This is a genomic window from Nonomuraea sp. ATR24, assembly GCF_041950485.1.
GTDB lineage: Bacteria > Actinomycetota > Actinomycetes > Streptosporangiales > Streptosporangiaceae > Nonomuraea > Nonomuraea ceibae.
This window is the reverse complement of the sequence record NZ_JBGNUU010000001.1, coordinates 649,531-663,585: the sequence shown is the minus strand read 5'-3', so window position 1 is coordinate 663,585 and position 14,055 is coordinate 649,531. Positions and strand designations below refer to the sequence as shown.

The window sequence follows — 14,055 nt, the reverse complement described above, 5'->3', positions numbered from 1 at the left end:
TCCGGAGCCGCCCGGGGGGAAAGTAGGGGGTATGAGCGAGCACCTCGGCCCCTACCAGTTGCTTTCGCGGCTGGGCTCGGGCGGGTTCGGCGAAGTGCATCTGGCGCTCGATCCCGACGGCCGGACCGTCGCGGTCAAGGTGCTGCACCCGCACGTGGTGACCGACGGGGGCGCGCTGGCGCGGCTGGCCCGTGAGGTCGAGACCATGCGCCGGGTGGGCGGGCCGCACGTGGCGGAGGTGCTCGACGCCTCGCTGGACGTCTCGCGCCCCTACCTGGTCACCCGCTACGTGCAGGGCAGGCCGCTGAGCGCGGTGCCGGTGCCGGTGGCGGAGCTGCGGTCGCTGGCCACCGGGCTGGCCGACGCGCTGCTGGCCATGCACGAGGCCGGCGTGGTGCACCGCGATCTCAAGCCGGCCAACGTGATGATGGCCGACGGGGTGCCCGTGGTGATCGACTTCGGCATCGCGAGCGCGCTCGACTCCCTGTCGGTCACGGCGTCGGGCGCGGTGGTCGGCACGCCCGGCTACTTAGCCCCCGAGGTCCTGGAGGGCGGCCAGGCGGGGCCGGAGGCGGACGTGTTCTCCTTCGGCGCGACGCTGGCCTACGCCGCCACGGGGCGGCAGCCGTACGGTCAGGGGCCCGCCTCGGCGGTCGCCTACCGGGTGGTCCATCACGAGCCCGATCTGGAGGGCGCGCCGGGGTGGCTGGAGCCGCTGCTGCGTGACTGCCTCGCCGTCGATCCGGCGGCGCGGCCGACGGCGGCGCGCATCTGCGAGCGGCTGGGGGTGGAGGCGCCGGCGAAGCCGCGCTTCTCGCGGCGGCGCGCGGCGGGTGATGTGCATCACCTGTCCACCCGTGAGATGCGGCTGCCCCGCAAGGAGCCGGCGGAGGTCGCCAGGGCCCGGCACCGCGAGCGGGTGCGCAGGCGCTGGCTGATCGGCTCGGGGGTGTTCGTGTCGCTGCTGGCCGCCGCCGCGCGCGAGCCGCTGCCGGAGGTGGCGCTGTTCCTGCTGTCGGCGTTCACGCTGGTGGTGGTCATCGACGCGGGGTTCGGGCTCTATTCGCGCGGGCCGTTCAGGAAGGGCCGGATCGTGGCGGACTTCGCGGGGATCGCGGGGGCGCTGGGGCTGTCGGTGGCGTTGAGCGCGATCTTCACCACGCCGGTGCTGGCGCTGTTCGCGGGCACGGCCCTGGTGGTGGGGGTCGTGTTCCTGCTCTCCGCGTGACCGAATAAAGTTCGGTATGGTGAGAGTCGCTGGCGTTTGCACGCAAGCTACTGATGGGTAACATGACCGCTGGAGCCCCGATGTCACAACGCCACGGGGCACCTGGCAGTCTGGACAGCATGCATCCGGCGCCGCCGCAACGACGCGGTGGCGCACGCGAACACGGGAGGTCGGCCACCGGCCATGAACATCGTCGTCTGCGTGAAGCAGGTCCCCGACACGGCGACCGAGCGCAAGCTGCGGTCCGATGACAAGACGCTCGACCGTGACGCGGTCGACGGCGTGGTGAACGAGCTTGACGAGTATGCCGTCGAGGAGGCTCTGAAGCTCAAGGAAGCACACGGCGGCGAGGTGACGGTCCTGACCATGGGGCCGGGCAAGGCCACCGAGACCATCCGCAAGGCCCTCGCGATGGGTGCCGACAAGGCGGTCCACCTGACCGACGACGCGCTGCACGGCTCCGACGCGCTGTCGACCTCCTACGCGATGGCGCAGGCGCTGAAGAAGATCGGGTTCGACCTGGTCATCCTCGGCTCCGAGTCCACCGACGCGCGCACCGGCGTGCTGCCCGCGATGCTGGCCGAGCGCCTCGGCACGCCGCAGCTCACGCTGGCCAACAAGGTCGACGTCGACGGCTCCTCGATCAGCGTCCAGCGGCTGACCGACTACGGCTACGACAAGGTCGAGGCCACGCTGCCCGCCGTCGTGTCCGTGGTCGAGAAGATCAACGAGCCGCGCTACCCGTCCTTCAAGGGCATCATGGCGGCCAAGAAGAAGCCGGTCGAGACGCTGACCGTGGCCGACGCCGAGATCGACGCCGCCCAGGTGGGCCTCGGCGCCGCCTGGTCGCAGGTCGTCGACTTCGCCGCCGCCCCGCCGCGCGCGGCCGGCACCATCGTCAAGGACGAGGGCGACGGCGGCGCGAAGGTCGCCGACTTCCTGGCGTCCAAGAAGTTCATCTGAGAACGGGGGTTTTACTGATATGTCGGAGATTCTCGTTCTCGTCGAGCAGGTCGACGGCGAGGTCAAGAAGGTCACGCTGGAGCTGCTGACCCTCGCCCGCTCGCTCGGCTCGCCGTCCGCCGTCTGGGCCGGCCCCGGCGCCACCGCCGAGGCCAAGGCCAAGCTCGCCGAATACGGCGCGGACAAGATCTACGTGGCCGGCTCCGAGGAGATCGTCGGCTACGTGGTCGCGCCCAAGGCCGAGCTGCTCGCCCAGCTCGTCTCCGCCCAGTCGCCGGCCGCCGTCCTGGTCGCCGCCACGGCCGAGGGCAAGGAGATCGCGGGCCGGCTGGCCGTCAAGACCGACTCGGGCGTCATCACCGACGCCGTCGGCCTCGGCGAGGGCTTCGTGGCCGAGCAGTCGATCTTCGGCGGCGGCGTGAACGTCCAGGCGAAGGTGGCCAAGGGCACCCCGATCGTCGCCGTGCGCCCCAACTCGACGGCCCCCGTGGCCGCCGCCGGGGCCGGTGCCGAGGAGGAGGTGTCGGTCGCGCTGACCGACTCCGCCAAGGCCGCCCGCATCGTCGAGCGCGTCAAGCAGGAGAAGGGCGCCCGCCCCGAGCTCACCGAGGCCGCGATCGTGGTCTCCGGCGGCCGCGGCGTCGGCTCGGCGGAGAACTTCTCCGTCATCGAGGGCCTGGCCGACTCGCTCGGCGCGGCCGTCGGCGCCTCCCGCGCCGCGACCGACGCCGGCTGGTACCCCCACCAGTTCCAGGTGGGCCAGACCGGCAAGACCGTGTCCCCGCAGCTCTACATCGCCGCGGGCATCTCGGGCGCCATCCAGCACCGGGCCGGCATGCAGACCGCGAAGACCATCGTCGCGATCAACAAGGACCCGGAAGCGCCGATCTTCGAGCTGGCCGACTACGGCATCGTGGGCGACCTGCACCAGATCGTCCCGCAGCTCACCGAAGAGGTGAACAAGCGCAAGTGACCGGACCCGGCGGGCTCCCCACCTGGGGGCCCGCCGGTTCGCTCACAGGTGCTCTCTCAACCGCCGCGCCAGGTCGGCCGCCTGCTCCCGGGCCCACGGGATGAGGCCGTTCTCCGACATGAGCGCGTAAAACTGCTGCTGCTCGTACGGGGTGCCCGGAGGCAGCGGCGCGATGTGCCAGTGCAGGTGGGAGTTGCCCTGCTGGCTGCCGAGCGTCAGCAGGTAGGTGCGCTCCGACGGCACGACGGCCTCCACGGCCAGCGCCACCTTCCTGACCACGCGCATCAGGGCCAGGTAGGCGTCCTCGTCCAGGTCGCGCACCGCGTGTTCGAGATGGGCCTTGGGGCTCACCAGCACGTAGCCGGGCACCGTCGGGTAGCGGCTCAGGAACGCCAGGTGGTGCTCGTCCTCGTAGACGATCTCCTCCGCGTCGTAGGCCGGGTCGCCGGCGACGATGGCGCAGATGAAGCACGGCGAGGACCGGACGCGCGCCACGTAGGCGTCGACGTCGAAGCGGACGTTTCTCTCCATGATCACATTAAAGCCAACGACCGTACGAAGCCGGCGGTCGTGTCAGAGCCAGCCGAGGTCCCGGGCCCGGCGGACGGCGGCGTGCCGGTTCTCCACGGCCAGCTTGGTCACCGCCGAGGACAGGTAGTTGCGCACCGTGCCCTCCGACAGGCTCAGCTGGCGGGCGATCCGCGACACCGGCGCGCCCCCGGAGGCGGCGCGGAGCGTGTCGAGCTCGCGGGGCGTCAGCGGGCACTCCTGGCTCGACAGCGCGTCGGCGGCCAGCTCGGGGTCGATGTAGCGGCCGCCGTCGTGCACCTGCCTGATCACCTTGGCCAGCGTGGTGGCCGGGTTGTCCTTGCCGACGAAGCCGCGCACGCCCGCCGCCATCGCCCGGCGCAGGTAACCAGGGCGGCCGTGGCCGGTGACGATGACGATGCGGCAGCCGGGCACCTGCGCGCCGATCAGCTCGGCCGCGGCCAGGCCGTCGAGGCCGGGCATGTCGATGTCGAGCATGGCCACGTCGGGACGCAGCTCGACGGCCAGGCGCACGGCCTCGTCGCCGCGGCCGGTCTCGGCGACCACCTCGATGCCGGGCTCGGTGCCCAGCAGCGCCACGAACGCGCCCCGTACCAGGTGGTGGTCCTCGGCGAGGAGCAGCTTGATCACAGCGGCACCGACGCGGTGATGCGGAAGCGGCCGCCGCCGCACTCGGCCTCCAGCGCGCCGCCGGCGGCCTTCATGCGCTCGGCCAGGCCGGTCAGCCCGTTGCCCCGGCTGAAGCGGCCGGTGCTCGGGCCGCCGTCGTTGACGATCTCCAGGTGCACGCTGCCCTCCTCGGTGTGGACGGTCACCTCGCACCAGGTGGCGGTGCTGTGGCGCAGGACGTTGGTGACGGCCTCGCGCGCCACCCAGCCGAGGGGCGCGTGCACGTGGCCGGGCAGTTCGGCGGGCAGCTCGGGCTTGTCGCAGCGGATGCCGGCCGCGCCGAGCACGGCGGCGACGCCGTCGAGCTCGGTCGCCAGCGACGTGGCCCGGTAGCCGCGCACCAGCTCGCGCACGTCGTGCACGGAGGTGCGGGCGATCCGCTGGATCTCGGCCAGCTCCGCGCCGGCCCGCTCCGGGCTGGTCGTGACCAGCCGCTCGCCGAGCTCGGCGCGGAGCGCGATCGCGTGCAGGGTGTGGCCGAGGGTGTCGTGCAGGTCGCGGGAGAAGCGCAGCCGCTCCTCGTCCACGGCCCGCCGCGCCAGCTCGGCCCGCGCCTCGCGCAGGTCGTCGATCAGGCGGCAGAGCCAGGCCACCCCGTACGTCATCGGCGCGATCGTCGGCATGGCCAGCAGCCCGTACAGCAGGGCGACCGGCAGCGGCATCCCGATGAGGAGGATGAGCACCGGCGTGACGGCGATCGCGGCGAGCGTGACGGTCCAGGTCACGGCGGGCCGGACGAACACCACGGACGCCACCGAGATGAACGCCATCGGCAGCCCGATCCAGCCGGCCCCGGCGAACAGCGGCACCCCGTAGGCGATCACCGCGATCGCGGCCACGTCGAGGCGGTGCCGCCACGTCAGCCGGCCCAGGAAGGCCGCCCACAGCACCCGCGCGTAGCTGACCGTGAGGAGCGTCACCAGCAGGATCGCCAGCGTGAGCGGCCTCCACCGGCCCGCGGTGCCGGTGGAGAAGGCGACGACCGCCGACGCCAGGGAGAACACCATGGGAGCGGCGAACAGGGCCACCGCCACGCCGGCGATGACCCTGGTGCTGACGACGGGCGCGCTCACACGTCGCATTATGACGGTCATGCGCGGCGCGGATCCCACCGGAAGTAGCGGCGGGTGGACCAGAGGCCGACGCCGATCCACAGCAGGCCGATCCCGATCGCGACGGCCGACACCTGGAACGACTCCAGGAAGCCCACGGCGGGGGCGGCGTCGGCGGCGAAGTCGCGGCCCAGGATCGCGGTGCGCATCATCGCCACGATGGGCGACAGCGGCAGCATCTCGGCGACCCGCTGACCCCACTCGGGCAGCACGCTCACCGGGAACATGAGCCCGGCGCCGAACATGCTCACGAACAGCACGGGCAGCGCCACGAGCTGGGCCACCTCGTAGTTGGGGATCAGCCCGGCCGTGCCGATCGCCAGCGCGGCGAACACGGCGGCGCCCAGCAGGAACGCGAGCAGCAGCAGCGGGATGTTGCTCGGCATCGGCGCGCCGGCCACGCCCATGGCGAACACCAGGATGATCACCGCCTGGACCGCCCCGAGGATGGTCGCGTGCACGATGTCACCGGCGAAGATCGCGCTGGTGGGCAGCGCGCTGCCGCGCAGCCGCTTGTAGACGCGCTCCTCGCGCCGCACCACCACGGCGGTGGCGATCGTCATGTACGAGAACGGCAGCACCACCGCGATCGCGCTCACCGCCGCGAACACCCCGGCCGGCACGCCGTTCACCATCTCGGCCCCCTGCGGGCCGCCCGTGTAGACGAACGCCAGGAACAGCGGCAGCAGCAGGACCGTGAACGCCATGCCGCGCTGCCTCAGCAGGACCGTCTGGTTGAGCCGCGCCTGCGCCCACACCATCGACAACCAGTTCACGCCGCCACCCTCTCCGCCGCTGCCACCTCAAGGAAGATCTCTTCGAGCGTCGGCCTGCGGACCTCCAGGCCGTCCAGCTCCCTGCCGTGCTGGTGCGCCCAGCTCAGCAGCACCCGCAGGTCCTCCTGCGGCTGGTGGGTCTCCACCGTGTACGCATCGCCGCTCAGCGTCACCGAGCGCCCGGCCGTGCCCGGCACGTACGGCAGGTCGCCGGGCAGGACGCCGGGCAGCCGGAACGTGACACGGGTGCCGCGCCCGCCGACCACGTCGGCCAGCGACCCCTCGGTGACGATCCGGCCTCCGTGCATGATGGCCAGGCGCTGCGCGAGCTGCTCGGCCTCGTCCAGGTAGTGGGTCGTGAGCAGGACGGTGGTGCCCTCGGCGACCATGTCGCGGATCAGCTCCCACACGTTGCGCCGCGCCTCGGGGTCCAGCCCGGTCGTGGGCTCGTCGAGGAAGAGCAGCTCGGGCCGGCCGAGCACGGCCAGCGCCAGGTCCAGGCGCCGCTTCTCGCCGCCGGAGAGCTGGGAGACGCGCACGCCCGCCCGGTGGGGGAGCCCGACCCGCTCCAGCACCTCGCCCCTGGGCAGGGCGTTCGGGGTCCAGCGGCGCCAGGCGTCGACGGTCTCGGCGACCGTGAGGTCCTTGTAGAAGCCCGCCTCCTGGAGCACGATGCCCATCCGGTGGCGCACCTCGGCGCGCTCGCCGATCGGGTCGTGGCCGAGCACGCGCACCTGGCCGCTCGTCGGCGGCGCGTAGCCGGCCAGCACGTCGAGCGTGGTCGTCTTGCCCGCGCCGTTGGTGCCGAGCAGCGCGTACAGCTCGCCGCGGCCGACCTCGAAGCCGATTCCCCTGACCGCTTCGAAGTCGCCGTACTTCTGGTGCAGGTCCCGCACCTCGATCGCTGTCGTGTTCACGGACCTCACTTTGCCGGGCGGAGGGGCCCGCCCGGCAGTGTGCGTTCTCAGCGATCTCCCGGGAGGATCGCGGGGTCAGACGGTGACATTTGTCATGCGGCCGCCGCGTGCTCGGTCCTGGTGGGCAGCGGGGTGATCTCGGCGCTCTCCCGGCGGGGCAGGAACCGGGCGGCGCCCGCGATCAGCAGGCCCAGCACGACGGCCAGGCCGAGCGCCGTGCGCAGCGAGGTGGCGTCCGACAGGAAGCCGATCACCACCGGGCCCAGCAGCAGGCCCGCGTAGCCCATCGCCCCGGCCTGGGCGATCGCCGGGCCCGGGTTGGGGGTGGCGGTGCCGGCCAGCGAGAGCGTCAGCGGCGAGATCGTCGCCACGCCGAGGCCGACGAAGAACACCGCGCCGAGCGCCACCACGGCGGCGGGCGCGGCCAGCACGACGGCGAAGAACCCGGCCGTGGCCAGCCCGGAGACGGTCAGCATGCCGCGCACGCCGAAGCGGGAGCGCAGCCGGTCACCGGTGAGCCGGGCGATCAGCATGCCCAGCTCGAAGATCGGGTAGCCGAGCGCGGCCACGGCCTCCGGGGCGCCCATCGTGTCGCGCATGTACAGGCCGTTCCAGTCGGCGACCGTGCCCTCGACCATGAACGCGAAGAACATCAGCGCGCCGAGCAGGTAGACGACCGGCGGCATGCGGCGGCGGGCCGCCGTGGCGCCCTCGGCGACGGGGGCCTCGGGCAGGTAGGTCCGGCCGACGGCGATCATCACGGGCAGCGCGAGCAGGCCGACCAGCGCCACGTTGGCGGTGAACGACAGGCCCAGCGCGATCGACAGGCTGCCGACGCCGCCCGCCGCGATCGCGCCGACGCACCAGCCCGCGTGCATGCCGTTCATCAGCGGCCGGCCGTAGGCACGCTCGACCGTGGAGCCCTGGGCGTTCATGGCGATGTCGACCATGCCGAACGCCATGCCGAACACCGTCACCGCGCCGAGCAGCACCGGCAGGTCGGGCGCGAACGCCACCCCCACCAGGCTGAGCGCGGTCAGCGGCCCGCCCACGCGCAACACCGTCCGGCTGCCGGCGCGGGCCATGACGCGGCGCATCGACTGCATGGTCACCAGCGCGCCCAGCCCCCACACGAGCAGGATGGTGCCGACCATGGATTCCGACAGATGGAGCTTGTCGGTCAGCGCGGGGATGCGCACGGTCATCGTGCCCACCATCAGACCGGCCAGGACGAAGGTGAGGACCGCCCCGTACCGGGCCATCCTCAGGTCGCGCGTCATAAGGCACCTCACAAAAGCCCGGCTCGCGCGAGCCGGGCGGGAACGAACGGAAAAGGAGAAAAAGGGGGGAGGGAGAGGGGGGAAAGGTCAGAGCATGGACCGCAGGCGGGCCTCCAGGGCCCTCAGGTCGCTCTCGCTGTTGAGCTCCGGCTCGTGGCTGGCCACGTCCCAGAGCCCTTCACAGGCCAGGCGCACGATCTGCGAGGCAAGCGGGTCGGGCTCGTCGGCGAGCTCTTCGCGGTGCCATCGGGCCATCGCCTCACGCAGCGGGGCGAGCAGGAAGATGTTGCCCGACGCGCCGGTGACGACGGCCCATCGTCGCAGCCTGCCCTGACGGACGGCGGCCAGCGTGGCGCCGAGGTAGCGCTCGGTGTAGGTGGCGTCGTCCTGGGCGGCCAGGAGATCGTCGAACTCCTGGATCAGCCGCTCGACCATGCCCTTGATCAGGGCTTCCTTGGTCGCGAAATGGTAGAGGAGGCCGCCCTTGCTCACACCGGCGCGGTCGGCGACGGCGGACAGGGTCAGCGCGGCCGAGCCCTGGTCGCAGAGCAGATCCTCTGCGGCGTCCAGCAGCTCGTCCCTTCTCATGCCGTCTACTGTACCGTCCGGACGGTACAGTAGCAAACGAGATACCCTAGCCGGGTGAGCAGACCGTCGGCCTATCTTGATCACGCGGCGACCACGCCCATGCTTCCCGAGGCGATCGAGGCCATGACGGAGCAATTGGGCAGGGTCGGCAACGCCTCCTCCCTGCACGCCGCCGGCCGCGAGGTCCGCCGGGTCGTCGAGGAGTCACGCGAGACCATCGCCGACGCGCTCGGCGCCCGCCCCAGCGAGGTCGTGTTCACCTCCGGCGGCACCGAGGCCGACAACCTCGCCATCAAGGGCCTCTACTGGGCCCGCCGCCCCCGGCAGCGCCTGCTGATCAGCTCGGTCGAGCACCACGCCGCCCTCGACCCGGCCCAGTGGCTGGCCGACAGCCAGGCCGCCCAGGTCGAGCTGCTGCCGGTCGACGAGCACGGCCGCGTCCACCCCGACACGCTCCGCGCCGCCGTCGAGCGCGACCCCGACGACGTCGCCATGATCAGCGTCATGTGGGCCAACAACGAGGTCGGCACCGTCCAGCCGGTCCACGTCCTGGCCGCCATCGCCCGCGACCACGGCATCCCGTTCCACACCGACGCCGTCCAGGCCGTCGGCCAGCTCCCGGTGTCGTTCGCCGAGTCCGGCGCCGACGCGCTCACCCTCACCGGCCACAAGATCGGCGGCCCGATGGGCGTCGGCGCCCTGCTGCTGGCCAGGGGCCTCACCCCCGTCTCCGTCCAGCACGGCGGCGGCCAGGAGCGCGACGTGCGCTCCGGCACCCTCGACGCCCCCGCCATCGCCGGCCTCGCCGCCGCCGTGCGCACCGCCGTCAAGGAGCAGGCCGAGCAGCAGCGCCGCCTCACCGCCCTGCGCGACGACCTCATCGAGCGCGTACGGCGAGCCGTCCCCGACGTCGTGCTCAACGGCGACCCCGACGACCGCCTGCCCGGCAACGCGCACTTCTCCTTCCCCGGCTGCGAGGGCGACGCGCTGCTCATGCTGCTCGACGCCAGGGGCGTGGAGTGCTCGACCGGGTCGGCCTGCTCGGCCGGGGTGGCCCAGCCGTCACACGTGCTGCTGGCGATGGGCGCCGACGCGGCGGCGGCCCGCGGCTCGCTGCGCTTCACGCTCGGCCACACCTCGACCAAGGCAGACGTCGACCGGCTGATCGAGGTGCTCCCGGCGGCCGTCGAACGCGCCCGCCGGGCCGGCCTCAGCTGATGAACGCCGCCACCGCGCTCCACGCCGGGTCGGTGGCGACGTTGACGCGGGCCTTGCCCTCGCCCCACGTCGCGGCCAGCTCCTCGACCTGACCGCGCACCTCGCCCGCCGGGTCGGCGTAGAGGTGGAAGATCCGGTGCCCCTCGGCGCTCAGGTGGGCGGCCAGCACCCACGCGCCCGGGACGCGCGACAGCCGCTCCTCGAAGTCGCGCAGCGCCTCGACGGAGTCACCGGCGGGCAGCTTGCCCGCGTCGCGGCCGGCGTAGGGCAGGGTGACGGCCAGGTGCTCGTCGTAGAGCGGGTAGTCGACCGGCCGCAGCGGGAAGCGGGCCGCCGCCGTCAGCGGCTTGCCCCGGGCCGTCCTGCCCTCCAGCGCCACCCACTGCTCCCCGTCGAACTCCGCGGCCAGGTCGGCCACCACGGCGGGCAGGTGGACGGCGGGCACCGCGTCGATCGGCTGGGACGTCACCGCGGTGATCTCGCCCACCCAGCGGGCCACGTCGTCCTCGCCGAGAACCGCGTCGAGCGCCAGCAGCGCCGCGTCGAGCCGGGCGTCGTCGTCCAGCTCGGAGAAGATCGGGTGGTAGGCCGACACGTCGACCCGGGGCGCGCCGCGCGGCACCCGCAGCCCGAGCACCAGCTTGCCCACCCCGAGCTCGTAACCGCCCGCCTCCAGCGTGAGCTCACCCGCCTGCGGGTTGGCCTGCCGCGACGGGTGGAACTCCCACACCAGGTCGGCAGGCGGCGCCGCCAGCGCCCAGCGGTGGGCCAGCGGCCGCAGCTCGGCGTCACCGGCGGCGGTCACGACCAGCGCGTGGACGGCGTTGCGGCCCGGCGCCAGCTCGCAGACCAGGCCGGAGTGCAGCGCGCTGACGGCCGGGGCCAGCGTCTCGGCGAGTGAGGCGCGGTCGCCGGCGGCCACCTTCGCGTCGAGCCCGGGACGGGCGTCCTCCCACCACCGCCAGAATTCCGCGATGCGCTCGGCGGAGTCGTCCTCGCCGTTCTTGCGCCCGAACAGTCGCATGCCGTAGATACTCCCAGACGGCAGCCGCGGGTCGCACAGCAAGTACGCTGGGATGGTCATGGGAATGCGTGTGCTTGCCGCCATGTCGGGCGGCGTCGACTCAGCCGTGGCCGCCGCGCGGATCGCCGAGGCCGGTCACGATGTCACCGGTGTGCATCTGGCCCTGTCGGCCAACCCGCAATCGCACCGCACGGGCGCGCGCGGCTGCTGCACGGTCGAGGACTCGCGCGACGCCCGCCGCGCCGCCGACGTGATCGGCATCCCTTTCTACATCTGGGACATGGCCGAGCGCTTCCAGCGTGACGTGGTGGAGGACTTCGTCGCCGAGTACGCGGCCGGTCGCACCCCCAACCCGTGCCTGCGCTGCAACGAGAAGATCAAGTTCGCGGCGGTGCTCGACCGGGCGCTGGCGCTCGGCTTCGACGCCGTCGCCACCGGCCACCACGCCCAGCTCGTCGACGGCGTGCTCTCGCGCAGCGTCGACGCCGGCAAGGACCAGTCGTACGTGCTCGGCGTGCTCACCCGCGAGCAGCTCAGCCACGCGATCTTCCCGCTGGGCGGCTCCACCAAGGCCGAGGTGCGCGCCGAGGCCGCCCGGCGCGGCCTGACCGTCGCCGACAAGCCCGACAGCCACGACATCTGCTTCATCGCCGACGGCGACACGCGCGGCTTCCTGGCCAAGCGGCTCGGCTCGGCCGAGGGCCCGATCGTCGACGAGGGCGGCGAGGTCGTCGGCAGCCACCACGGCGCCCACGGGTTCACCGTCGGCCAGCGCAAGGGCCTGCGCATCGACCGGCCCGCGCCCGACGGCCGGCCGCGCTACGTGCTGTCGATCGAGCCGGTGTCCAACACGGTGACCGTCGGCCCCCGCTCGGCGCTGGAGGTCACCTCGATCTCCTGCGAGCGCCCGGTGTGGAACGGCCCCGAGGCCGACGGCGAGCTGACCGTCCAGCTCAGGGCGCACGGCGAGGTCTACGGGTGCCGCTTCGAGGAGCGTGACGGCGGTCTGGTCATCGACCTCGACCGGCCCGCGACCGGGGTGGCGGCGGGCCAGGCCGCGGTGCTCTACTCGGGCGCCACGGTGATCGGCTCCGCCACCATCGCCTCGGCCGCCTAGAGCGTGACCGACTCGCCGGTCTTCAGCCGCCGCATGTCGGCCTTCTGCACGTCCGACTCCAGCCGCAGGTAGTTGTCGACCAGGCCCAGCCCGAAGTCGTTGAGCAGCCCGTCATGGGTGGAGAACGCCCGGGCGGGCCGCACCTCCCGCAGATAGCCGACCATCTCCGACAGCTTCATCCACGGCGCGTTGGTGGGCACCAGCAGCGTGGGCACCTCGACGCCCGGCACCGTCAGCGCGTCGCCGGGGTAGAACACCTCGTCGTCCACGAGAAACCCGACATTGCTGACGATCGGCACGTCCGGATGGTTCTTGGCGTGCCACTCGCCGAACACCCGGACCGAGAAACCGGCGGCCTGGAAGTCGTCGCCGTGCTCCACCACGTGGACCCGGACCGGCACGCCGGACAGCTCGGCGGCGACGGCGGCGCAGGTCCAGACCTCCAGGCCGGGCGAGGCGGCGGCCAGCCGGTCGATGTCGAGGTGGTCGGCGTGCTCGTGCGTGACCAGCACCGCGTCGGCGCCGTCGAGCACCGGATCGGCGGTGAACGTGCCCGGGTCGACCACCAGGACCTTGCCGTCCTTCTCCAGGCGTACGCAGGCGTGACCGTACTTCGTGAGCTTCATCTTCGAGAGCCTACGCTTGTCCCATGTTGACGTGGGGAGCCACCGGAGTCGGGTCGCATCCGGGCGAGGATCATCTTGAGGCGTTGCGCGTCGTGTTCGGGGAGGTGCCGGGCCTGCCCTACCTGCCGGAGCTGCCGGCGCGGGGGGTGGGGGCCGACCTGGTGGGCCGTACGGCGGCGCTGCTCGTGGACCTGCCCGTCGAGGTCCAGCCCTCCGGGTGGCGGATCGCCGGCCGGCCGGGCCGCGACCACCAGCGGGCGCTCGACCACCTCCGGCGTGACCTCGACGGCCTGGAGGAGGTCGGCCACGACTACGCCGGGCCGCTCAAGCTGCAGGTGTGCGGGCCGTGGACGCTGGCCGGGGCGATCGAGCTGCGCCACGGCGACAAGGTGCTGTCCGACCGGGGGGCCGTGCGCGACATGATCGCCTCGCTGGCCCAGGGCGTCGCCGACCACTGCGCGGACGTGCGGCGGCGGCTGCCCGGCGTGACCGGGATCGTGCTGCAGCTCGACGAGCCGGGGCTGCCCGGCGTGCTGGCGGGCACGGTGCCGACGGCGTCCGGGTTCGGGCGGCTGGCGGCGGTCGAGGAGTGGCGGGTGGAGGAGTCGCTGCGCTCCTTCACCGACCCGGTGGTGCACTGCTGCGCGCCGTCGGCGCCGTTCGCGCTGCTGCGCCGGGCCGGCGTGCGGGCGGTCTCGGTGGACGCGTCGCTGATCAGGCGGCGCGAAGAGGACGCCGTCGGCGAGCTGGTCGAGGCCGGGATCGGGCTGCTGCTCGGGGTGGTGCCCGGCAGGGACGCGCGGCTGCCCGACGTGGGCGTGGTGGCCAAGCCGGCGCTGGAGCTGTGGCGGCGGCTCGGGTTCGCGCCGGAGCGGCTGGCCGGGCAGGTCGTGCTGACCCCGTCGTGCGGGCTCGCCGGGGCCTCGCCCGCCTACGCCAAGGCGGCGCTGGCGGCGTGCCGGAGGGCCGCCGACGTGCTGCGGGACGATCCTGGCAGCGAATAGGCTGGAGCGGC

At 73.0% G+C, this 14,055-nt stretch carries 15 protein-coding genes; 6 read left to right on the top strand and 9 right to left on the bottom strand.

The window, feature by feature from the left end; all coding sequences use genetic code 11:
• Window positions 1–31 precede the first annotated feature (31 nt).
• The 3 genes from ACBI99_RS03150 (at window position 32) to ACBI99_RS03140 (ending at window position 3,164) form a co-directional block, all read left to right on the top strand.
• Window positions 32–1,228 (top strand): serine/threonine-protein kinase, encoded by a 1,197-nt coding sequence (locus tag ACBI99_RS03150; protein ID WP_357590322.1) that lies wholly within the window; start codon window positions 32–34, stop codon window positions 1,226–1,228.
• A 183-nt stretch (window positions 1,229–1,411) separates the two neighbouring features.
• Window positions 1,412–2,191 (top strand): electron transfer flavoprotein subunit beta/FixA family protein, encoded by a 780-nt coding sequence (locus tag ACBI99_RS03145; RefSeq protein ID WP_219501026.1) that lies wholly within the window; start codon window positions 1,412–1,414, stop codon window positions 2,189–2,191.
• A gap of 19 nt (window positions 2,192–2,210) precedes the next feature.
• Window positions 2,211–3,164, top strand: a complete 954-nt coding sequence (locus tag ACBI99_RS03140; RefSeq protein ID WP_219501030.1) for an electron transfer flavoprotein subunit alpha/FixB family protein — start codon at window positions 2,211–2,213, stop codon at window positions 3,162–3,164.
• Window positions 3,165–3,206: 42 nt separating this feature from the next.
• Here the strand turns inward: ACBI99_RS03140 and ACBI99_RS03135 are convergent, their stop codons facing one another.
• The 7 genes from ACBI99_RS03135 to ACBI99_RS03105 all read right to left on the bottom strand — a co-directional run bounded on the left by ACBI99_RS03135 (window position 3,207) and on the right by ACBI99_RS03105 (window position 9,055).
• Window positions 3,207–3,695, bottom strand: a complete 489-nt coding sequence (locus ACBI99_RS03135; protein ID WP_219501033.1) for an HIT family protein — start codon at window positions 3,693–3,695, stop codon at window positions 3,207–3,209.
• Between the two features lie 42 nt (window positions 3,696–3,737).
• Entirely contained in the window at window positions 3,738–4,343 is a 606-nt protein-coding gene (locus tag ACBI99_RS03130) for a response regulator transcription factor (RefSeq protein ID WP_219501035.1), read from the bottom strand.
• Complete coding sequence (locus ACBI99_RS03125) at window positions 4,340–5,455, bottom strand: sensor histidine kinase (protein WP_375071623.1); 1,116 nt, start codon at window positions 5,453–5,455, stop codon at window positions 4,340–4,342. The genes ACBI99_RS03130 and ACBI99_RS03125 overlap by 4 nt, the downstream gene beginning before the upstream one ends.
• A gap of 17 nt (window positions 5,456–5,472) precedes the next feature.
• A complete protein-coding gene (locus ACBI99_RS03120) occupies window positions 5,473–6,270 on the bottom strand; it encodes an ABC transporter permease (RefSeq protein ID WP_219501040.1) in 798 nt (265 codons plus the stop codon).
• Window positions 6,267–7,187 carry an ABC transporter ATP-binding protein gene (locus tag ACBI99_RS03115; RefSeq protein ID WP_308125623.1) on the bottom strand — a complete coding sequence of 307 codons (921 nt, stop codon included), beginning with the start codon at window positions 7,185–7,187 and terminating at the stop codon, window positions 6,267–6,269. Before ACBI99_RS03115 ends, ACBI99_RS03120 begins: the two co-directional genes overlap by 4 nt.
• Window positions 7,188–7,279: 92 nt before the next feature.
• Window positions 7,280–8,467: an MFS transporter gene (locus ACBI99_RS03110; protein ID WP_219501042.1), complete on the bottom strand. Its 1,188-nt coding sequence runs from the start codon at window positions 8,465–8,467 to the stop codon at window positions 7,280–7,282.
• Window positions 8,468–8,554: 87 nt separating this feature from the next.
• Complete coding sequence (locus ACBI99_RS03105) at window positions 8,555–9,055, bottom strand: TetR/AcrR family transcriptional regulator (protein WP_219501043.1); 501 nt, start codon at window positions 9,053–9,055, stop codon at window positions 8,555–8,557.
• Window positions 9,056–9,109: 54 nt separating this feature from the next.
• On the opposite strand from ACBI99_RS03105, the gene ACBI99_RS03100 reads away from it, so the two are divergent.
• A complete protein-coding gene (locus tag ACBI99_RS03100) occupies window positions 9,110–10,273 on the top strand; it encodes a cysteine desulfurase family protein (protein ID WP_357590329.1) in 1,164 nt (387 codons plus the stop codon).
• Here ACBI99_RS03100 and ACBI99_RS03095 read toward each other — a convergent pair.
• Complete coding sequence (locus ACBI99_RS03095; protein ID WP_375071622.1) at window positions 10,266–11,297, bottom strand: DUF695 domain-containing protein; 1,032 nt, start codon at window positions 11,295–11,297, stop codon at window positions 10,266–10,268. The two genes, ACBI99_RS03100 and ACBI99_RS03095, sit on opposite strands and share 8 nt — an antisense overlap.
• Window positions 11,298–11,355: 58 nt before the next feature.
• On the opposite strand from ACBI99_RS03095, the gene mnmA reads away from it, so the two are divergent.
• Entirely contained in the window at window positions 11,356–12,414 is a 1,059-nt protein-coding gene (mnmA, locus tag ACBI99_RS03090) for a tRNA 2-thiouridine(34) synthase MnmA (protein WP_219501045.1), read from the top strand.
• On the opposite strand, the gene ACBI99_RS03085 is transcribed toward mnmA, so the two are convergent.
• Window positions 12,411–13,040 (bottom strand): MBL fold metallo-hydrolase, encoded by a 630-nt coding sequence (locus ACBI99_RS03085; protein WP_219501046.1) that lies wholly within the window; start codon window positions 13,038–13,040, stop codon window positions 12,411–12,413. The two genes, mnmA and ACBI99_RS03085, sit on opposite strands and share 4 nt — an antisense overlap.
• 23 nt (window positions 13,041–13,063) lie before the next feature.
• On the opposite strand from ACBI99_RS03085, the gene ACBI99_RS03080 reads away from it, so the two are divergent.
• The gene (locus ACBI99_RS03080; RefSeq protein ID WP_219501047.1) at window positions 13,064–14,044 is read left to right on the top strand and encodes a methionine synthase; all 981 of its coding nucleotides are present in this window, start codon (window positions 13,064–13,066) and stop codon (window positions 14,042–14,044) included.
• Window positions 14,045–14,055 lie beyond the last annotated feature (11 nt).

Excerpts from the sequence above, each read along its gene's own strand:
- ACBI99_RS03135 (WP_219501033.1), bottom strand. The coding sequence starts at position 3,695 with ATGGAGAGAAACGTCCGCTTCGACGTCGACGCCTACGTGGCGCGCGTC.
- ACBI99_RS03110 (WP_219501042.1), bottom strand. The coding sequence starts at position 8,467 with ATGACGCGCGACCTGAGGATGGCCCGGTACGGGGCGGTCCTCACCTTC.
- ACBI99_RS03145 (WP_219501026.1), top strand. The coding sequence starts at position 1,412 with ATGAACATCGTCGTCTGCGTGAAGCAGGTCCCCGACACGGCGACCGAG.
- ACBI99_RS03150 (WP_357590322.1), top strand. The coding sequence starts at position 32 with ATGAGCGAGCACCTCGGCCCCTACCAGTTGCTTTCGCGGCTGGGCTCG.
- mnmA (WP_219501045.1), top strand. The coding sequence starts at position 11,356 with ATGGGAATGCGTGTGCTTGCCGCCATGTCGGGCGGCGTCGACTCAGCC.
- ACBI99_RS03085 (WP_219501046.1), bottom strand. The coding sequence starts at position 13,040 with ATGAAGCTCACGAAGTACGGTCACGCCTGCGTACGCCTGGAGAAGGAC.
- ACBI99_RS03080 (WP_219501047.1), top strand. The coding sequence starts at position 13,064 with ATGTTGACGTGGGGAGCCACCGGAGTCGGGTCGCATCCGGGCGAGGAT.
- ACBI99_RS03140 (WP_219501030.1), top strand. The coding sequence starts at position 2,211 with ATGTCGGAGATTCTCGTTCTCGTCGAGCAGGTCGACGGCGAGGTCAAG.
- ACBI99_RS03095 (WP_375071622.1), bottom strand. The coding sequence starts at position 11,297 with ATGCGACTGTTCGGGCGCAAGAACGGCGAGGACGACTCCGCCGAGCGC.
- ACBI99_RS03105 (WP_219501043.1), bottom strand. The coding sequence starts at position 9,055 with ATGAGAAGGGACGAGCTGCTGGACGCCGCAGAGGATCTGCTCTGCGAC.